This is a genomic window from Streptomyces sp. URMC 124 (assembly GCF_051386455.1).
Classification (GTDB): domain Bacteria; phylum Actinomycetota; class Actinomycetes; order Streptomycetales; family Streptomycetaceae; genus Streptomyces.
In genome coordinates, this window is sequence record NZ_JBPQTS010000064.1 from 17,778 (window position 1) to 38,116 (window position 20,339).

At 74.0% G+C, this 20,339-nt stretch carries 11 protein-coding genes; 2 read left to right on the top strand and 9 right to left on the bottom strand.

What is annotated here, in order from left to right; genetic code table 11:
* Window positions 1–5 precede the first annotated feature (5 nt).
* Both ACSNOG_RS15745 and ACSNOG_RS15750 read right to left on the bottom strand, forming a co-directional pair.
* Window positions 6–1,028, bottom strand: a complete 1,023-nt coding sequence (locus ACSNOG_RS15745; protein ID WP_436753272.1) for a terpene synthase family protein — start codon at window positions 1,026–1,028, stop codon at window positions 6–8.
* A gap of 338 nt (window positions 1,029–1,366) precedes the next feature.
* Entirely contained in the window at window positions 1,367–2,500 is a 1,134-nt protein-coding gene (locus ACSNOG_RS15750; protein ID WP_436753273.1) for an Ig-like domain-containing protein, read from the bottom strand.
* A 282-nt stretch (window positions 2,501–2,782) separates the two neighbouring features.
* Between ACSNOG_RS15750 and ACSNOG_RS15755 the strand changes: the two genes are divergently transcribed.
* On the top strand, window positions 2,783–10,495 hold the full coding sequence (locus ACSNOG_RS15755) for an SDR family NAD(P)-dependent oxidoreductase (protein WP_436753274.1): 7,713 nt from the start codon (window positions 2,783–2,785) through the stop codon (window positions 10,493–10,495).
* 67 nt (window positions 10,496–10,562) lie between these two features.
* Here ACSNOG_RS15755 and panD read toward each other — a convergent pair whose 3' ends face one another.
* The 3 genes from panD to ACSNOG_RS15770 all read right to left on the bottom strand — a co-directional run bounded on the left by panD (window position 10,563) and on the right by ACSNOG_RS15770 (window position 13,704).
* Complete coding sequence (gene panD / locus ACSNOG_RS15760; protein WP_436753275.1) at window positions 10,563–10,934, bottom strand: aspartate 1-decarboxylase; 372 nt, start codon at window positions 10,932–10,934, stop codon at window positions 10,563–10,565.
* Window positions 10,935–10,997: 63 nt separating this feature from the next.
* On the bottom strand, window positions 10,998–11,585 hold the full coding sequence (locus ACSNOG_RS15765; protein ID WP_436753276.1) for a PadR family transcriptional regulator: 588 nt from the start codon (window positions 11,583–11,585) through the stop codon (window positions 10,998–11,000).
* A 79-nt stretch (window positions 11,586–11,664) separates the two neighbouring features.
* Window positions 11,665–13,704 carry an FAD-dependent oxidoreductase gene (locus tag ACSNOG_RS15770; protein WP_436753277.1) on the bottom strand — a complete coding sequence of 680 codons (2,040 nt, stop codon included), beginning with the start codon at window positions 13,702–13,704 and terminating at the stop codon, window positions 11,665–11,667.
* Window positions 13,705–13,956: 252 nt separating this feature from the next.
* Here ACSNOG_RS15770 and ACSNOG_RS15775 point away from each other — a divergent pair, with 252 nt between their 5' ends.
* The gene (locus tag ACSNOG_RS15775; RefSeq protein ID WP_436753278.1) at window positions 13,957–14,613 is read left to right on the top strand and encodes a hypothetical protein; all 657 of its coding nucleotides are present in this window, start codon (window positions 13,957–13,959) and stop codon (window positions 14,611–14,613) included.
* A gap of 34 nt (window positions 14,614–14,647) precedes the next feature.
* Here ACSNOG_RS15775 and ssuE read toward each other — a convergent pair whose 3' ends face one another.
* From ssuE to ACSNOG_RS15795, 4 genes are all read right to left on the bottom strand, one after another.
* Window positions 14,648–15,181 carry an NADPH-dependent FMN reductase gene (gene ssuE, locus ACSNOG_RS15780; RefSeq protein ID WP_436753279.1) on the bottom strand — a complete coding sequence of 178 codons (534 nt, stop codon included), beginning with the start codon at window positions 15,179–15,181 and terminating at the stop codon, window positions 14,648–14,650.
* Window positions 15,182–15,255: 74 nt separating this feature from the next.
* Window positions 15,256–16,752, bottom strand: coding sequence for an FAD-dependent oxidoreductase (locus tag ACSNOG_RS15785; RefSeq protein ID WP_436753280.1), 1,497 nt, complete (start codon window positions 16,750–16,752; stop codon window positions 15,256–15,258).
* The gene (locus ACSNOG_RS15790; RefSeq protein ID WP_436753281.1) at window positions 16,749–18,833 is read right to left on the bottom strand and encodes a molybdopterin oxidoreductase family protein; all 2,085 of its coding nucleotides are present in this window, start codon (window positions 18,831–18,833) and stop codon (window positions 16,749–16,751) included. The genes ACSNOG_RS15785 and ACSNOG_RS15790 overlap by 4 nt, the downstream gene beginning before the upstream one ends.
* Before the next feature lie 10 nt (window positions 18,834–18,843).
* Window positions 18,844–20,178: an MFS transporter gene (locus ACSNOG_RS15795; protein WP_436753282.1), complete on the bottom strand. Its 1,335-nt coding sequence runs from the start codon at window positions 20,176–20,178 to the stop codon at window positions 18,844–18,846.
* Between the last annotated feature and the right edge of the window lie 161 nt (window positions 20,179–20,339).

Sequence of the window (20,339 nt, forward strand, 5' to 3'; positions counted from 1 at the left end):
GGCCGTCAGTCCGCGGTCCGGGCGACGACGTCCTCGATGCGCCGGGAGCGGTTGACGTGCAGGACGCCGATCTCGCTGTAGCGGCCGCTGTCGTTGCTCCAGTCGAGGTTGCCGCGCATGCAGGCGCGGTTGGCGTCGAGGAAGAGCCGGGTGTGCTCGCGCTGTTCGGGGGAGAGGCCGAAGACTTCGCAGAGCCGGTCGGCCTCGGCCTCCAGTTGCAGGAAGCGGGTGGTGCGGCGGCGGATCATGCGCTGGACGTGGACGATCGCCTCGTCGCGGCTGCACCCGTGCTCCAGGCCGAGCAGCAGGACGGCGTTGTTGAGCTCGCCGTTGGCCAGGTCCTTCTCCAGGGAGTGGAGGTCGTTGGTGAGGGTGACGACTTCGGCGGTGATGGCCCGGGCCTCCAGGACGCACATGCTCTGGTGCATCTCGGGCGGCGCCTCGAAGTGCCCGCAGCGCTCGGAGACGTCGACGACGACCTCGCTGCCGATGCCGAGGCGGCGCAGGTTCATGTACGGATCCATGCCGAGGACCGTGCCGCTCCTGCGGTTGACGGCCTCGGAGACGTAGGTGAGGAAGTACTCCTCCCAGTGCCGTACGGCCCTCGCCCGCCAGGCGGCCGACATGCCCAGCTGGGCCTGGAGCCACAGCTCCGTCCAGACGCGCGCGAGCGGGAAGGAGGGGGTGATGCCGGCCGAGCCGGGTTCCTGGCGGGCGAGCGCCGCCATTTCATGGCAGATCTCGTAGGTGGCGGCGGGGTCCTCGCCGAGCCCGCTGTCGAAGAGGTCGTCGAAAAAGAAGAAGAAGCTCTGGACGGCGAGGCCGAACGTCAGGTCGTTGACGCCGACTCCGGGCAGGAAGCCGGCGGCGAGCCGGTCGATGTGCCAGGTGCGGTACCGCTCGAGGTTCTGCGGGCTGCTGAGCAGACCGGTGGAGACCAGCCAGTGTTCGTTGCGTGCCCGCGCCACCTCCACGTAGGGATTCAGCCGCTTGGGGAAAGGGATGTCCAGGGCGATGTCCTGTGGCATCGAGGCCAGCCTCCTTCAGGGCCGTGCTGAGCCGATCTCGATCCTTCGCGGTTCGGGCCCGGCCTGCACGGAGCGTCCGCTCCGCCCCTCTGCGTTCCCGGGCGGGCCTGGCAGAGTGCTGCCCCCTTGGCACAGCCATTAAAACGACAACCATATGTTCCATGGGTGCATTGGGGCCGTCGGGCGCACTTGCCGCCCGCTGCATAGGACACCGGCCTTATTCCACGCGCCACGCGCCCCGCTGCGCTGGTCACGGCATTGCGGGGCGCAGTCGTCACGCACGCGCCCCGCACCTCACGGACGGCCGGAAAGTATCGCCGCCCACCGTACCCCCGGCGCTACTTCAGGGCACTGCGCTTCTGCCACTGCTCCCAGCTCTCCTGCCAGACCGACAGGCCGTTGCCGGGGTCGGTGACCTTGGTGCTGGTGGTGTTCTTGACCTCGACCGTGGAGCCGATGGGGAGGAAGTCGTAGACCTTCTTCGCGTCGGAGGTCGTCATGCCGAAGCAGCCGTGGCTGTTGTTCTCCACGCCGATGGACTGGTTCCAGGGCGCCGAGTGCAGGAAGGTGCCGGAGGCGGTCAGGTGGGTGACCCACTTCGAGTCGAGCATCCACTCGTTGCCGTGGCCGATGGTGGAGGAGTCCATCGTCTCGTCGGCGTTCTTGCTGCGGACGGTGTGGATGCCGCCGCGGGTGGGGTCGACGGGGGAGCCCGCGGAGCCCTTGATGGTGCCGACGGGCTTGCCGTTCTCCAGCATCGTGAGGGTGTGCGAGGGGACGTCGATGACGGCCTTGTGGTCGGCGCCTATGGAGAAGTCCCAGGCGTAGTTCTTCGCGAACCAGCCGCCCTCGCCCGAGTCGACGCCCGCCAGCAGGCCCTTGACGTTCACCTTGGTCCCCGACGGCCAGTAGGTCTTGGGCCGCCAGTCGATGCGGTCCTGGCCGGACCAGTCCTTGACCCAGCCCCAGGCGCCCTCGACCTTGGGCGTCGAGGTGACGGTCAGGGACTTCTCGATCTCGGCGCGCTTGCTCTTGTCCACCGGGTGGTCGAAGAGGATCGAGACGGGCATGCCCGTGCCGACGGTCTGGCCGTTGCCGGGGGTGTTGGTGAGCTTGTTGACGCTGGGCGCGGCCTGCGTGGTGAAGGTGGCGGTCGAGGTGGCTTCCTTGCCCTTGCCGTTCTTGCCGCCCTTGGCCTTGGACCGCACGGTGTAGGTGTTCTGCGGGCCGACCTTGCCGTCGGCGGTCCAGGTGGCGCCGTCGTCGCCCAGCCGCCCCGTGACCTTCTCGCCCTTGGCGTCCTTGACCTCGACCTCGGTCAGCTTGCCGCCCTCGGCCTTGACGGCTATCTGCGAGCCGAGCTTGACGTCCTTGCCCTCGCCGGGCGTGACGGTGATCTTCGGCTCCGCACCGGCATCGGCGTCGCCCCCGCCGGAACCTCCCGAGCAGGCGGTGAGCACCAGAGAGCCCATGAGAGCGACGGATGCCCACAGGGCGGAGCGACGACCCGGTCCGACGTGCACGGTGAGACGACCTTTCTGGCTTCTGGATGTGGCCTTCGCTTCTACAGATGATCCATACGCTTGTACGGTTGCAGGAAGAAAAGAAACATTTGTGCATCGGAAGGTCTGATCTACTGGTTCGCTCCCGCGGGTGACGCCGCCCCGTTCCGTCCCTCCCGCGCCCGCGCCTCCCCCACAGTCGTCGTGCCGGATGTGGTCAACCGACGCTTTTCCGCAGGGAGTTGACGGCCGATGGACTGGGACGGACGGACGGCGGAGCGGGCGGTCGCGGTGGTGGGGGCGGCCTGCCGGCTGCCCGGCGGGGTGAGCGGGCCGGACGCGCTCTGGGAGGCGCTGTCCCGGGAGCGGGATCTGGTCACCGAGGTGCCGGCCGGGCGGTTCCCCGCCTTCCGCTTCGTCGACCCGGCCGGGCCGCGGCCCGGCAAGAGCTACACCTGCGCGGGCGGATTCCTCGACGACATCGCCTCGTTCGACGCGGACCACTTCGGGATCTCGCCCAAGGAAGCCGCGCAGATGGACCCCCAGCAGCGGCTGCTGCTGGAGCTGGCGGTCGAGGCGTGCGACGACGCGGGCATCGCTCCCGCCGCCTTGGCCGGCTCGGACACGGCCGTCCACGTGGGCATCTCCGACAACTCCTACGGCGCGCTGCAGATGTTCTTGGCCGAGGACGTCAACGCGTACACGATGTCGGGGGCGGCCTCCTCCATCGCCGCCAACCGCATCTCCCACGTCCTGGACCTGCGCGGGCCCAGCATGATCGTGGACACGGCCTGCTCCTCCTCGCTCGTCGCGCTCGTCCAGGCCTGCCGGACGGTGCTCGACGGCACGAGCCGGTGCGCCCTGGCCGGCGGGGTCAACCTCCTGCTGAGCCCGTACCACTTCGTGGGCTTCTGCCAGGCCGCCATGCTCTCCCCGAGCGGCCGCTGCCGGCCCTTCTCCGCCCGCGCCGACGGTTACGTGCGCGCCGAGGGCGGCGGCGTGGTCGTGCTGAAACGACTCTCCGACGCGCTCGCGGACGGCGACCGCGTCCGCGCCGTGCTCGCGGGCGGCGCCTGCAACAGCGACGGCCGCACGATGGGCCTGGCGCTGCCCAGCGCGCACGCGCAGGAACGACTGCTGCGGGACGTCTACGCACGGTGCGGCGTGAACCCCGACGACGTCGTCTACCTGGAGGCGCACGGCACCGGCACCCCCGCCGGCGATCCCGCCGAGTGCCTGGCCGTCGGCCGGGCCCTGGGCGTGCACCGCACCCGCGAGGACCTGCCGGTCGGCTCGGTGAAGTCCAACCTCGGGCACCTGGAGCCCGCCTCGGGCATGGCGGGGCTGCTCAAGGCCATGCTCGTGCTGCACCACGGGGTGGTCCCCGCGACCCTGCACGCCACGCCGCCCAGCGAGCACATCGACTTCTCCGGCCTGCGGCTGCGGCCGGCCGTGGAGGCGCTGCGCATCGAGGTGGGCGAGCGGTCCGTGGCGGGGGTCAACTCCTTCGGCTTCGGCGGTGCCAACGCCCACGTCGTCGTGGCCCCGCCGCCGGAGCCGGCCGCCCGGGAGACGCCGCCGCCGGGGGTGCGCCCCGTCGTGGTCTCGGCGCGTTCCGCGGCGGCCCTGCGGGAAGCGGTCCGGCGCACGGCCGAACGGCTGTCGGCCGCCCGGCCGGAGGAGTTCTACGACCTGGCGTGGACGGCGTCCCTGCGCCGCGGCCTGCACCCGCACCGTGCGGTCGTCCTCGCCGCGTCACCCCGCGAGGCGGCGGACCGGCTGACGCGGCTCGTGGCGCGACCGGTGGACGAGGAGCGGCCGGACGCGGCGGCGGCACAGGCAGAGGACACGGGGGCGCCGCCGCAGGGCACGCCTCCCCGGGTGACGGGGGCGACCGCCGGGCCTGACGGGGCCGCAACCCGCGCCCGAGGGACGGCGACGCAGGCCGGTGGGCCGACGAGTGCAGCGCCTCGGACGGAGGGGACCGCCGGCCCGACGTCCGTCGTGAACGCTTCCGGAGGTGACGCGGCCGGCCGGTCCGAAAGCGCGGCCGCCCCTTCGGACGGCGCCGTCGCGCAGGCCGTCGCCGACGGCCGGGTCGTCTTCGCCTTCGGCGGCAACGGGGCGCAGTGGGCCGGGATGGGAGCGGACCTGCTGGCCGCGGACCCGGGCTTCCGCAGCGCCGTGCTGGCCGCGGACGCCGCGTTCGCGCCCCACCTGGGCTGGTCGGTCGCGCGGTCGCTGACCGATCCCGCCCTGGAGGAGCGCATCGCGGCCACCGAGGTGGCCCAGCCCCTGCTGTTCGCCGTCCAAGTGGGCGTCGTGGAGGTGCTGCGGCGGCACGGCGTCGTCCCGGCGGCCGTGCTCGGCCACAGCGTCGGGGAGATCACGGCCGCGCACGTCGCGGGGGCGCTGTCGCTGGAGGACGCGGCCCGGCTCGTCGCCGTGCGCGGCAGCGCCCAGGCCGGCACGGCCGGGACGGGCCGGATGCTGGCCGTTCAGCTGCCGCCGCGGGAGGCGGCCGAGGCGGCCGCCCGCCACCCGGGCCTGGAGGTCGCCTGCGTCAACTCCGACCGGCACGTGACCGTCTCCGGCCCGGCGGAGCTCCTGGCCGCGCTGGCCGCGGACCTGTCCGGGAAGGGCACGGTCTGCGGGGACATCGGCGTCCCGTACGCCTTCCACAGCCGCGCCATGGACCCCGTCGAGGAGCCGCTCAAGGCCGCGCTGCAGTGGCTGCGCCCGGGCCCGGCCCGCATCCCGGTGGTCTCCACCGTCACCGGCCGCCCCGTCGCGGGGACGGCGCTGGACGCCGCGTACTGGTGGCGCAACGTGCGCGAGCCCGTGGCCTTCCGGGCGGCCGTCGAGTACCTGCGGGACGCGAAGTTCGACGTGTTCGCCGAGATCGGGCCGCACCCCGTCCTGTGCCCGCACCTGCGCGCGGCGTTCCGCGGCGGCGCGCCGGTGGCCGTCGTGCCCACCCTGGCACGGGGCGGTGACGGACCGTCGGAGCTGCTCACCGCGGTGGCACGGCTCGTCGCGGCCGGGGCCCGGACGGACCGGAGCGTCCCCTTCCCCGTCGCCGGCCGGGTCGCGGACCTGCCCGCGTACCCGTGGCAGCGGCAGCGGCACTGGAACGGCAGGCCCGGGGCCTGGACCGGCTCGGACGGCGACGGCGGTTACGACCACCCCCTCCTCGGAGAGCGGACGCCGTTCGCCGAGCCGGCCTGGCGCGGCCCCCTGCAGCCGGTGCTCGTCCCCTGGCTGGCCGACCACACCCTGGCCGGCGCGGTCATCCTCCCGGCCACCGGCTACGTGGAGATGGCGCTGGCGGCCGGGCGGCGCGTGTGGGACGCCCCTGCGGAGGTCCGCGCCCTGGAACTGTTCCGGGCCCTGGTGGTCCCCCGGGAGGACCCGGGCAGCCTGCACGTGCAGTGCACGCTCTCCGCAGAGGACGGCATCGTCACCGTCGCGAGCGGCAAGGGACGAGGGGGCCCGCCCCAGATCCACGCACGGGGGCAGGTCCGGCGTCTGATGCGCCGCCGGCCCGGCGCGGTCGACCTCGCCGCCGTGCGGGAGCGGTGCGAGCGGCACGTGAGCGGCGAGGAGCACTACCGCACCCTGCACGCGGTCGGCCTGGAGTACGGGCCCGCGTTCCGCGTCCTGCGCGAGGTGCGCGTGGGGCCGGGCGAGACGCTCGCCACGTACCGCCACGACGAGCCCGCCGACGGCTACGAGGCCCACCCCTCGCTCCTGGACGGCGCCCTCCAGGCGGGACTGCCACTGATCACGGAGCTGATGGCGGACGGGCGGCAGGGCTATCTGCCCTGCGCCGTCGAGGCCGCCCGCGTCTGGCAACGGCCCGCACCCGAGGGCGCGGTGCACGTGCGCGAGCGCAGCCGCACCGGCACCGAGGTCTGCTGGGACGTGACGGTCACCGACGCCGACGGCACGGTCACCGCCGAGCTGGAGGGCTGCCGGCTGCGCCGCCTCGACCGTACGCGGACCACTCCCCTGAGCCGCATCTCCCTCGTCATGCGGGCCGCGCCCCACGCGCACGTGCCGGCCGGGCGCTCCCCGCTGCCGCCCCCGGCCGGGATCCTGGCCGCGGCGGCCCCGCGGATCGCCCGGCTGCGCGAGGACTGGCGCCGCTCGCGCACGGCCCCCGACCCGCGCCGGCTCAAGGAGTGCTACGCCGCCGGCGTCGGCGCGGCCGTGACCGGTGTGCTGCCCGACCCGACGGCACCCTTCGCCGTCGACGACCTGATCGCCGGGGGCGCCCTGCCGGCGCACCGGCGCCTGCTGACCCATCTGCTGACGATCGCGCACCGGTACGGCGACGCCGTCGTCCCGGCGGGGGACGGCAGATGGCTCCTGGCCCGGGCCGGCACCCCCTTGACGGACCGGGTGCGGCGGCTCGTGCGCGACGTCCCCGCGGCCGGTGCCGAAATCGCCCTGATCGCCTCCCTCGCCGCGCACTACGGAGAACTCCTGACGGGCACGGCCGACCCCCTGGAGCTGCTGTTCGGCGACGGCGGCCGCGAACGGATCGAGCAGTTCTACGACATCGCCCCCACCATGCGCTTCCACAACCGGCTGCTCCAGGCGCTCGCCCGGGAGATCGCCGGCCGGTGGCCCGCCGACCGGCCCCTGCGCGTCCTCGAAGTGGGGGCGGGCACCGGCGGCACCACCGCGGCCCTGCTGCCCGTCCTCCCCGCGGACCGCACGCGCTACTGCTTCACGGACGTCGCCCCGCTCCTCGTCGCGCGCGCCGAAAAACGCTTCGCGGACCACGACTTCATGGAGTACGCGACGTTCGACCTCGACGGGGACCCCGTGGGGCAGGGGCCCGCCGCGGGCTGCTTCGACCTGATCGTGGCCGCCAACGCCCTGCACACCGCCAAGGACCTGGTGCACGCCCTGACGGGGCTGCGCCGCCTGCTGGCCCCCGGCGGCCACCTGCTCGCCATGGAACTGCACGACGCCGAGCTGCTCGCCCCGCTCTTCGGCACGCTGGAGAGCTTCTGGCACGCCCGCGACCGCGAACTGCGCCCGGACTCCGTGCTGCTGCCCGCCGCCCGGTGGCCGGAGCTGCTGCGCCGCTGCGGCTTCACCGACGTCACGCAGACCGACGACGGACGCCGCGACGGCTCGCCCGCCGAGCTGTCGGTGCTGCTGGCCGCCGCCCCCGACGGCGTCGCGGCGCACGCGCCCCTGCCGGGCGGCAGCGCGGCACGGGACTGGGTCGTGGCCGGTGAGGGCACGGAGGACGCCGGGGCGGCGGCCGCCGTGGCCGGCCTCCTGGAGGCGGCCTGCGGCGGGCGCGTCACCCACTGCCCCGACGCACCGCGCGCAGCGGAGCAGTGGGCCCGGCTCCTGGACCGCGGGAACGACGTCACGGTCGTCCTGCTGCTCGACGGCGGACCGGGCGAGTCCGCGGACCCGGGCCCGGAGGAGCTCCTGGACGTGACCACCCGGCGGACGGCCGTCCTGCGCGCCTTCGCCGCCGCCTGCGAGGGGCTGCCGGACGACCGGCGCCCGCACCTGTGGCTCGTGACCCGGCCGACCGGCGCCCTGCCCCGCCCCGAGCGGCCGCTGGCCCCGCACGACGCGGCCGTCTGGGGAGCCGGTCGCACCCTGGCCAACGAGCACCCCGGGGTGACGGTCAGGCGGCTGTCGCTGGAACGGACCGGCGATGTCGCCGAGGACGCCCACCGGCTCGCCCGCGAACTGCTCACCCCCACCGACGAGGACGAGATCGCCCTCACCGCGGGCGGCCGCTTCGTACCGCGCATGGTCGACGACACGGCCGCCGCTCCCCAGGGCAGGGCCGGCAGCACGGAGGTGCCCGCCTTCGCCCTGGAGGTGCGCAACCCCGGGCTCGGATACGACCTCGCGTGGGTGGAGACCGAGCCGCCCGTGCCCGGGCCCGGCGAAGTCGTCATCGGCGTGCGGGCCGCCGCCCTCAACTACCGTGACCTCATGCAGACGGTGGGCCTGCTGCCCCAGGACGCCCGCCTCGGAGACTTCGGCTCCCGGCCCGGCATGGAGTGCGCGGGCGTCGTCACCGCGACCGGGCCGGGGGTGACGAGCCTCGCCGTCGGCGACCGGGTCTTCGCAGCGGCGCCCTGCGCCTTCGGCTCCCACGCCCGCACCTCCGAACACGCCGTCGGGCGGCTGCCTGGGACGATGGGCTTCGCCGCGGGCGCCACCGTGCCCGTCGCCTTCCTCACCGTCCACTACGGCCTCGGACACCTGGCCCGGCTCGCCCGCGGCGAAACGCTCCTGGTGCACGGCGGCGCGGGCGGCGTGGGACTCGCGGCCCTGCAGTGGGCCCGGCGGCGCGGCGCCCGCGTCATCGCCACCGCCGGCAACGATCTCAAGCGCGACCTGCTGCGCACGCTCGGCGCCGAGCACGTCCTGGACTCCCGCAGCCTGGCCTTCGCCGAGGAGGTCAGGGAGCTCACCGACGGCCGCGGCGTGGACGTCGTCCTCAACTCCCTCGCGGGCGAGGCGATCGGCCGCGGGCTGGAGGTGCTGCGGCCGGGAGGACGCTTCGTCGAGCTGGGCAAGCGCGACATCGAGGAGAACAGGCCCCTGCTGCTGCGCCCCTTCCGCGGCAACGTCTCCTTCTTCGCCGTGGACCTGACCGCGCTGCTGCACGAACCGGAGCTGGCCAGGGACCAGTTCCGGCAGGTGAGCACGCTCGTGCGGACCGGGCGCTACCGCCCGCTCCTGCACAGCGTGCACCCGGCGGCACGCGTCGCCGAGGCGTTCCGGCTGATGCAGCACTCCCGGCACGTCGGGAAGGTCGTCGTCTCCTTCGACCCGCTCGACGAACCCCTGACCGTCGAGCGCCGGCGGCGCACGCCCGCACTCGACGGCGGGGCGACGTACCTGGTCACCGGCGGGCTCGGCGGCTTCGGGGCGGCGACGGCCCGCAGGCTCGCCGACCGCGGCGCCCGGCACCTGGCCCTGCTCGGCCGCCGGGGCGAGCAGTCGCCCGAGGCGCCCGCCCTGCTGGCCGAGCTGGCCGCGCGGGGCGTCACGGCCCGGGCCCACGCGGCCGACGTCACCGACCCGCGGGCCGTCCGCCGCATCGTGGAGGAGGCGGCCGCCGCCGGGCGGCCCGTGCGGGGCGTGGTCCACTCGGCGATGCACCTCGACGACGCCCCGCTGACGGGCCTCGACGACGAGCGCGTCCGCGCCGTCCTGGCCCCCAAGGCGGCCGGCGCGGCCGTCCTCGACGCCGTGACCCGGGACCTGCCCCTGGACCTGTTCGTCGTCTACTCCTCGCTGGCCGCTGCCGTCGGCAACATCGGCCAGGCCCCCTACGCGGCGGCCAACCTCTACCTGGAGGCCCTGGTCCGGCGCCGCCGCCGGGAGGGGCTGGCCGGCACGGCCCTCGCGTGGGGATCGCTGGGCGGCACCGGCTACGTGGAACGCAACGGCCTCACCCGTCTGATGGCGAAGGCCGGCCTGGAACAGGTCACCGTCCAGGAGGCGTTCGCCGTCGCGGAGGACGTCCTCGCGAGCGGCGCCGAGCACTGCTACGCGGGCCGCGTCAACTGGGCCGCCGTGCACCGGCTGCTGCCGACCGTCAACAGCCCGCGCCTGGTCGACCTCCTGCCCACCTTCGTCGAGGGCGGTTCGCGCTCCCACGAGGAGCTCCTGGAGCAGCTCGCCCGCCTCTCCCCCGACGATGCGCTGGCCTTGCTCGCCGACTCCCTGGCCGGAATGCTCGCCGCCGTCCTGCACCTGCCCGCCGACGCGCTCGACCACCACCGCCGGCTGGACGAGTACGGCATGGACTCCCTCATGGGCACCGAGCTGCTGGTCACGCTGCGGCAGCAGTACGACATCGACATCCCGCCGATGGAAGTCCTGCGCAGCGAGGGCACGGTGGCGGACCTCGCGCGCCTCGTCCACCTCCGGCTCGGCCTGTCGGGCCGGACGCGGACGTCCTGACCGGGAAGTCAGCGGGGCGGCGGCCCCGGCCGGTGCGGGGGCCGGGGCCCGAGGTGCAGGGGCCGGCTCAGGCGGACGGGTCGTCGCCGACGCTGATCGCCTTGTTGTCGCCGTCGACGAAGACCACGCGCGGCTTGAGCGCGCGGGCCTCGGCGTCCTCGACCGTGGCGTAGGCGATGACGATCACGATGTCGCCGGGGGCGACGAGCCGGGCGGCGGCGCCGTTGATGCACACGACGCCCGAGCCCCGCTCGCCCTCGATCACATAGGTCACGAGCCGCGAGCCGTTGTTCACGTCGACGATGTGCACCTGCTCGCCGGGGAGCAGGTCGGCCTGCTCCATCAGCACGGGGTCGAGGGTCAGCGACCCCACGTAGTTCAGGTCGGCGCCGGTGACGGTGGCGCGGTGGATCTTGGACTTGAGCATGGTGCGCTGCATGGAGAACTCCTGGAATGTCTGCTCCCTGCCTGCTTGCTGCGGGTCAGGGGCGGTTCTCGCACTTTACAACGGTGGTTCGGGAGCGGGCCCGGACGGGGCGGGGCCGGCCGGATCCGCAGGCGGGCTCCCGAGCGTCGCGAGGGCCTCGGCGAGCCACTCGGTCCAGAAGGTCTCCAGGCCGATGCCGCCGCGCAGCACCACGTGGCGCAGCCGGTCCTCCTCGCCGTCGCGCTCCGGGGGGAAGTCGCGCTCCTCGATCGCCCGGTACTCCGCGAGCTGGCGCCGGTGCAGCTCCAGGTGGCGCCGCAGCTCCTCCTCCAGGCCGCCCGCGCCGACGACGGCCGCCGCGCGCATGCGCAGCAGGAGCGGGTCGCGGACGGGCCGGGGGTCGTCCGCCCCCGAGACCCAGGAGCTGAGCGCGTCCCGGCCCGCGGGCAGGACCTCGTACTCCTTCTTCTGCCCGCGGGCGGGGGCGCCGGCGGGCAGGGCGCGGATCAGCCCGGCCTCCTCGAGTTTCCCGAGCTCCCGGTAGATCTGCTGGTGCGTGGCGGACCAGAAGTAGCCGATCGACCGGTCGAAGCGGCGGGCGAGCTCCAGTCCCGAGGAGGGCTTCTCGAGGAGCGCGGTGAGGATCGCGTGCGGGAGGGACATGCCCGCATCCTAGGGACCGGGCCCCACCCGGGGACCGGGCCCCATGGGCACGCCCCGGTGCGTCCTCCCCGGACCCCCGTCAGATCACGGCCGCGAGTTCGGTGCCCTGGCGGACGGCCCGCTTGGCGTCGAGCTCGGCGGCCACGTCCGCGCCGCCGATGACGTGGACGGACCGCCCGGCCGCGCGCAGCTCCTCGTACAGCTCGCGCCGCGGCTCCTGCCCGGTGCACAGCACGACGGTGTCGACCGGCAGGACGGTGGGCTCGCCGTCGACGGTGATGTGCAGTCCGGCGTCGTCGATGCGGTCGTAGGTGACGCCGGCGAGCATGGTCACGCCGCGGTGCTTGAGCTCGGTGCGGTGGATCCAGCCGGTGGTCTTGCCGAGCCCGGCGCCGACCTTGGTGGTCTTGCGCTGGAGCAGGTGGACGGTGCGCGGCGGCTTCGGCCGGCGGGCCTCGCCGAGCCCGCCGGGCGCGCGGTAGTCGGTGTCGACGCCCCAGTGGCGGAAGTACGTTCCGGCGTCGAGGCTCGCCTCCTCGCCGCTGTCGGTGAGGAAGGCGGCGACGTCGAAGCCGATGCCGCCGGCGCCGACGACGGCCACGCGCTCGCCGGGCACGGCCCCGTCGCGCAGGACGTCGAGGTAGCCGACGACGCGGGGGTGGTCCGTGCCGGGGATGCCGGGGGTGCGGGGCGTGACGCCGGTGGCGAGCACGATGTCGTCGTAGGCGCCGTCCGTGAGGTCGGCGGCGGTGACGGTGGTGTTCAGGCGGACGTCCACGCCGTGCAGGGCCAGCTGGGTGCGGAAGTAGCGCAGGGTCTCGCCGAACTCCTCCTTGCCCGGGATCCGCTTGGCAACGTTGAGCTGTCCGCCGATCTCCGCGGCGGCGTCGTAGAGCGTCACGTCGTGCCCGCGCTCGGCCGCCGAGACGGCGAAGGCGAGCCCGGCGGGACCCGCGCCGACGACGCCGATGCGCTTGCGGCGCCGGGTGGGGGTGAGGACGAGCTCGGTCTCGTGGCAGGCGCGCGGGTTGACCAGGCAGGAGGTGATCTTCCCGCTGAAGGTGTGGTCGAGGCAGGCCTGGTTGCAGCCGATGCAGGTGTTGATCGTGTCCGCCCTGCCCTCGCGGGCCTTGGCGACGAAGTCCGGGTCGGCGAGGAAGGGGCGGGCCAGCGACACGAGGTCGGCGTGGCCCCCGGCGAGCAGCTGCTCGGCGATCTCCGGGGTGTTGATGCGGTTGGTGGTGACCAGGGGGATGGAGACGGACCCCATGACCTTCTTCGTCACCCAGGCGTACGCACCGCGCGGCACGGACGTGGCGATGGTCGGGATGCGGGCCTCGTGCCAGCCGATGCCGGTGTTGATGATCGTGGCGCCGGCCGCCTCGACCTCGCGGGCCAGGGTGATCACCTCGTCCAGCGAGGAGCCGCCGGGCACGAGGTCGAGCATCGAGAGCCGGTAGATCAGGATGAAGGAGGGCCCGAGGCGCTCGCGGGTGCGCCGGACGATCTCCAGGGGGAAGCGGATCCGGTTCTCGTACGAGCCGCCCCAGCGGTCGGTGCGCCGGTTGGTCGCCGCCGCGATGAACTCATTGATCAGATAGCCCTCGGAGCCCATGATCTCGACGCCGTCGTAGCCGGCGTCGCGGGCGAGCTCCGCGGTCCGCACGAAGTCCTCGACGGTCGCCTCGACCTCCTCGTCGGTCAGGGCGTGCGGGACGTACGGGCTGATGGGGGCCTGCACGGCGCTGGGCGCGACCAGGCCGGGGTGGTGGGCGTACCGGCCGAAGTGCAGGATCTGCAGGGCGATCCGGCCGCCCTCGCGGTGCACGGCGTCGGTCACGACCCGGTGCTCCCCGGCCTCGGCCGCGGTGGCCAGGCGGGCCCCGCCCGCCCACGGCCGCCCCTGGTCGTTGGGGGCGATGCCGCCGGTGACGATCAGCCCGGCGCCGCCGCGGGCCCGGGCGGCGTAGAAGGCCGCCATCCGCTCGAAGCCCCGCTCGGCCTCTTCGAGGCCGACGTGCATGGACCCCATGATCACGCGATTGGGCAGCGTGGTGAACCCGAGGTCGAGCGGGCGCAGGAGGTGCGGATACGGGGTGGCCTGGCTGGACGGGCTCATCGGGGACCTTCCTCGCGGTGTCGTCCCTCCAGTTCTAGAACACCGCCCACCCTTTTGCAACAAGTTGCATAAGGAGCTGCATGGGTTACCGGGAGAAAGGTGCACCAAGTGGAACATTTCATGATCAACTAGAACTTTACCAACCCTTGGTGTAGTTGACCCAATCCATGCACCAGTCTCGGGATCACCACCGGAACCCCTGGTTCCATCAAGCAAGTTGAGAGGCACGGGATCACGTTGACCACACGCGTCATGCGCAACGGCGCCAGACTGGCGGCCCTTTCGGCGGCCGCGCTCGGAATGCTGGCGGCCACGGCCCTGCCGGCGGCCGCCGCCGACGAGCCCACCCGCAAGGAGCTCATAGCCGACTGCGCGTCGGGCGAAGGGAAGTGCAGCTTCAACGACCCGGTGCTCGGCAAGGCCTTCCTCGGCGACTTCCGCCAGGTGTCCAACTCGCTCTACAACTGCAGCACCTCGGACGCCACGCAGTCGATGGGCTGGTCCGACTCGGTCGGCTCGACCGACTCCGTGGGCGTCTCCGTCACGGCCGGCGGCAAGATCGCGGGCATCGTCGACGTCAGCGTCACCGCGAACTACGGCCACTCCTGGTCGAGTTCCCACGAGGAGAACAGCTCCCTGAACATGACGGTCAAGCCCGGCGAGGTGGGCTGGATCTCCCGCGCCCAGGTGATGCAGACCGTCTCGGGCACCTGGCAGACCCACTACGACAGCCCCAAGTGGGGCCACTACTACTGGTACATCCCCGACACCATCACCGGCCCGGCCAAGAACGGCACGGACGGACAGAGCAACGCCGTGGTCGTCAAGACCCGCAAGATGACGTCGGCGGAGAAGGCCTCCTGCTCCGCCGGCAGCAAGGCCGGCAAGGCGTTCGTCGCCCAGCGCTGACGCACCCGGCCGCCGGGCGGGACCGTCCCCGGGGTCACGGCGCCGCGATCAGCGCCTTGCGGAACTGCTCGATCACGTCGGCGAGCATCTCCGTGCTCTCCGGGAGCACGCTCGGCTTCCCGCCGCTGCGGTCCAGGTGCTTGTCCAGCAGGAAGAAGCTCTGCACGACGTGCCGCGCGCCGAGCGACTGCACGACCGGCCGCAGCGCGTAGTCGAGCACGAGGACGTGCGCCGTGCTGCCTCCGGTGGCCAGCGGCAGCACGACCTTGCGGGTGAAGCCGAACTGCGGCAGCAGGTCCAGGAAGACCTTGAGCAGGCCGGAGTAGCTCGCCTTGTAGGTCGGCGTGGCCAGCACGATCCCGTCGGCCCGGGCGACCTGCCCGACCGCCTCGGCGATCGCGGGGTCCGAGACGTCCGCACCGAGCAGCGCCGCCGGAGGCAGCGTGCGGAGCCTCAGGTGGGCCGCGTTCCACTCGTACTCGGCCAGCCGCTCCGCCACCAGGTCACCGACCATCTCGGTCTTGGAGGTCGGAGACGGACTGCCGGAAATTACCAGGACCTTGGACACGGCCGCTCCTAGGAGGTGTCGCTTTGTGAGTGTCGCGATGAGGGTTTCTCTGAAAGATCGGGCTCGGGACCGGTTCAGCGGGTGAGGAGCTCGGGCAGCGGCTGCTGTTCCTGCCGGGGAGGCGCCGCCGGTGCGAAGGCCTCGCCCGCGGGCACGGCGGACGCGTCAGCGGCCTCGCGCGCGGCGCTCAGCCACCGGCAGATGCCGTCCACCGCGCCCGCGCAGCTGCCGCATCCGGTGGAGGCCCGGGTCGTACGGGCCAGGGCCTCCGGTGTACGGGCTCCGGCGCGCCAGCCGGCCACGAGCGCCCGCTTGGTGACGTTGTTGCAGCGGCAGACGACGGCCTCGGCCGGGAGGTCCCCGGGAGCGTCGGTCCGCGCTGCGACGGCCCGTCCGGCCAGCAGGGCGAGCCGGTCGACGGGTGTGGGCGCGCCGGCGTCGTAGAGCTGGCTGACGGCGGCCACGGACGCGGGGAAGCCGAGCAGGATGGCGCCGACGATGCGCTCGTCCCGCAGGGCCAGGCGGGCGTACTGGCCGCGGGCCGGGTCGGCCAGCGTGACGACCTCGGCGCCGGGCAGGGCGTGGTTGCCGTCGCCGATGACGGCGAGGTCGACGTCGCGAGCCTTGAGGCGGGTGACGGTACGGGTGGCGGTGTAGGGCCGGTCGCCGCCGGTGAGGGCTTCGGCGAGGGTCTCGGCCTGTTCCCAGGCGGGGGCGATGAGGCCGGGGACGAGCCCGGCGTGCTCGGCGCAGTCGCCCAGGGCGTGGATGCGGGGGTCGCTGGTGCGCATGTGGTCGTCCACGACGATGCCGCGGCCGACGCGGAGCCCGGCGGCCCGGGCCAGCTCGGTGTTGGGCTGGACGCCTGCGGAGACGACGACCAGGTCGGCGGGCAGGGCGCTGCCGTCGTCGAGGAGGAGCCGGCCGCCGGTCCGGGAGGCGGCCGCCCGGCCGGTGTGGATGCGGATGCCGAGGCGTTCGAGGACGGCGGCCAGCGTCCGTCCCGCGGGCGCATCGAGCTGACGCTCCATCACATGCGGGCCCATGTGCACCACGTCGACGGCGTGGCCCCGGTCGCCGAGGGCCCGGGCCACCTCCAGGCCGAGCACGCCACCGCCCAGGACGACGATGCTGCCGGCACGCGGCAGGAGGTCCTCCAGGCGCCGGCAGTCGGCCAGGGTGCGCAGGGCGACCACGCCGTCGGCGGGCTCGCCGTCCGCACCGGTCAGGCCGGGCAGGGGCGGCAGGAAGCAGCGCGCGCCGGTGGCCAGCACGAGCTCGTCGTAGGGGTGCAGCAGCCCGTCGGCGGTCCGCACCGTGCGCCGCTCCCGGTCGATCCCGGTCACGGCGGCTCCCCTGCGGACGGTCACGGCGCCGCCCTCGTGGCCGGCGAGGTACGTCTGCTCGGGAGAGAGCTTTCCGGAGATCACCGAGGGCAGCAGCACCCGGTTGTAGGCGGGCTCGGCCTCCGCCCCCAGGACGGTGACGGCGGCCCGGGGGGCGCGGGTGCGCAGCAGTTCGGCGAGCCGGTGCCCGGCGGGCCCGTTGCCGGCGATGACGATGCGGTTCACCGCTCACCACTGCCGGTCGTGACGCCCGAGCCCAGCGGCTCCAGCCGTACGGCACAGACCTTGAACTCCGGCATCCGCGACACCGGGTCCAGCGCGGGGTTGGTGATCAGGTTGGCCCTTCCGGCGCCGGGGAAGTGGAACGGCAGGAACACGGTGTCGGTGCGCAGCGAGGCCACGGTGCGCACCCGGGCGACGGTCGCGCCGCGCCGGGAGACGACGCGGGCCAGGGAGCCCGCGGTCAGCCCGTTGCGGCGGGCGGTGTCGGGGTGGACCTCCACGAACGCCTCCCCGTCGGCCTCCACGGACTCCGGGACGCGCCGGGTCTGGGCCCCGCTCTGGTAGTGGGCGAGCACCCGGCCCGTGGTGGCGTGCAGCGGGTAGCCGCCGTCGGGCAGCTCCGCGGCGTCGCGGTGGCCGACCGCCCGGAAGCGGGCGCGCCCGTCGGCATGGGCGAACCGCTCCAGGAACAGCCGCGGCGTCGAGGTACCGCCGGCGGGGAAGGGCCAGTGCGCCGCCTGCGCCGGGTCGTCCAGGGCCTCCGGTTCGATGCCCGAGTAGTCCGCGGGCCCGCCGTGCGAGGCGCGCCGCAGCTCGGCGAAGACCTCGGCGGGGTCGTCGGGGAAGCGGTGCCCGGGCCGGCCGAGCCGGACGGCGAGTTCGCGCAGCACCCACAGGTCGCTGCGCACGCCCGGCGGCGGGTCGATCGCGCGGCGGCGCCGCAGCACGCGCCCTTCGAGGTTGGTCATGGTTCCGTCCTCCTCGGCCCACTGCGTCACCGGCAGCACCGCGTCGGCCATGCGCGCGGTCTCCGACGGCACGAAGTCGGCCACCACCAGCAGATCCAGCGAGGCGAGCCGGGCGGTGATCTCCGCGGCCGCGGGCGCCGAGACCACCGGGTTCGATCCGAACACCAGCAGCGCCCGCGGCCCGCCCGGCCGGCCCAGGGAGTCCAGGAGCTCGTAGCCGCTGGGGCCCGCTCCCGGCAGGCCGGCGGGGTCGACGCCCCACACCCCGGCCACGTGGGCGCGTGCCGCCGGGTCGGTGATCCTGCGGTAGCCGGGGAGCTGGTCGGCCTTCTGCCCGTGCTCCCGTCCGCCCTGCCCGTTGCCCTGGCCGGTCAGGCACCCGTAGCCCGAGCCCTCGCGGCCCGGCATGCCCAGCGCCAGCGCCAGGTTGACGTAGGACGAGACGGTGTCGGTGCCCTTGGAGTGCTGCTCGGCGCCGCGGCCGGTGAGGACGTAGCGGCGCTTCGCCGCGGCGAGCATGCGCACGGCGGCGAACTGGTCGGCCACGGGGACTCCGGTGACCCGCTCGGTGCGCTCGGGCCACCACTCGGCGGCGTGCCGCCACGCCTGGTCGAAGCCGCTCGTGCGCCGGGCGACGTAGTCGCGGTCCAGGCGGCCGTCCGCGACCGCCACATGCAGCAGGCCCAGGGCGAGCGCCAGGTCCGTTCCCGGGGCGGGGCTCAGGTGCAGCGCCGCGCGCTCCGCCGTCGCCGACCGCCGGGGGTCGACCACGATGAGGTCGGCGCCGTCCAGGTGCCGCATCAGCGGCGGCATGGTCTCGGCGACGTTCGCCCCGGCCAGCAGGACCACCTCGGCCGAGGCCAGGTCGGTCACGGGGAAGGGCAGGCCCCGGTCCAGTCCGAACGCCGCCTGTCCGGCCGCCGCGGCCGAGGACATGCAGAACCGCCCGTTGTAGTCGATCTGCGAGGTGCCCAGCGCCACCCGCGCGAACTTGCCCAGCGCGTAGGCCTTCTCGTTGGTCAGCCCGCCGCCGCCGAAGACGGCCACCGCGTCCGGGCCGTGCGCGGAGACGATCCTGCGCAGCTCGGCGCCGACGTGGTCCAGCGCCGTCTCCCACGCCACCGGCCGCTGCTCCGCCCCCGGCCGGGGCCGCATCAGGGGCGAGGTCAGCCGGTCCGCCGCGGACAGCACCCGGGGGGCGGTCCACCCCTTCATGCACAGGCGGCCCGCGTTGACGGGGAAGTCCTCGTCCGGGGAGACCACGAGCCCCTGGGGCGAGACCTCCAGCCTGGTCCCGCACTGCAGCGCGCAGTAAGGGCAGTGCGTGCGTGTCATCGTCGGCTCCTCACGCCGGTTCCGGGCGCGTGCGGCCGGTGCTGCCCGGCCGGTCCTTGCGCAGGTAGACCGCGCGCACCACGAGCACGCAGACCGCGTAGAAGACGACGAACCCCGCGACGGCCGGCCCGGCCGAGCCGGCGGCTCCGAAGGAGAACCTGAACGCCAGGTTGACGAGCACGCCGCCCAGCGCGCCCACCGCGCCGGCTATCGCGATCACGGCGCCGGAGATCTGCGCGGGCGAGTGCTCCGCGCCGTCCGCCCGGTCGGCGAACACCTCGGGGATCATCCGGTACGTGGAGCCGTTGCCGACGCCCGCGAAGACGATGAGCACGGTGGAGGCGACGACGAACGCGACGGGCGAGGACGCCTCGGTGGCCAGGTACAGGAACGCGCTCCCGGCCGTCATCGCCAGCAGCATCCACAGCGTGACCCGGCCACCGCCCCACCGGTCCGCCCAGCGCCCGCCCAGCGGGCGGGCGAGGGATCCCAGCAGCGGGCCGAGGAACGTCACGGACGCGGCCTGCAGCGCGGTGAAGCCGAACTGCTCCCGCAGGACCAGCCCGAAAGCGAAGCCGTAGCCGATGAACGAGCCGAACGTCGTCACGTACAGCAGGGACAGCATCCAGGTGTGCTTGGTGCGCAGCGCCGCCCGCTGCGCCGATCCCTGGTGCTGCAGCGTCGGCAGGTCGTCCATCCACAGCGCGGCGGCGACGGCGGCGAGCACGATCAGCGGCATGTAGAGCGAGACCAGGTAGACGGGGTGCGTGTCGCCGGCCACCGCGAGCACGGCGAGCCCGGCCAGCTGGGCGGTGACGACGCCGAGGTTCCCGCCGCCGGCGTTCAGGCCCAGCGCCCAGCCCTGCCGGTGGCGCGGGTAGAAGGCGTGGATGTTGCACATCGACGAGGCGAAGTTCCCGCCGCCGAGTCCGGCCGTGGCCGCCACCAGCACGAACACCCACAGCGGCGTGCCGGGCAGGCGCACGAACACCGCCGCCAGCGCGGTCGGCACGAGCAGGATCAGTCCGGCGAACACCGTCCAGGTGCGCCCGCCGAACCGGGTCACCAGATAGCCGTAGGGCAGGCGCAGCAGGGCGCCGACCGCGGTCGGCGTGCTGATGAGCAGGAATTTGTCCGCCGCGCTGAAGGAGAATCCGGTGTCCGGTCCCAGGAACAGCACGAGGACCGACCACAGGGTGAAGACGGAGAAGCCGATGTGTTCGTTGACGACGGAGACCACGAGATTACGGCGGGCCACCCGGGCGCCGGTCTCCCGCCAGAACCGCTCGTCCTCCGGGTCCCAATGCGCCAGTAACGCTGGCGACCGGTCCTGTGTCTGGGTCATCGGTCATTCCTTTCCCCGCCGATAGGGACGTGGATAAGCGAATCGGGATGTGGATCGGCCGATCGGAATGTGCGGCACGAGAATCGGGGTGTGCGGCACGAGAATCGGGGTGTGCGGAAAAAGCAGCGGGGGGGGGGGGGGGGGGGGGGGGGGGGGGGGGG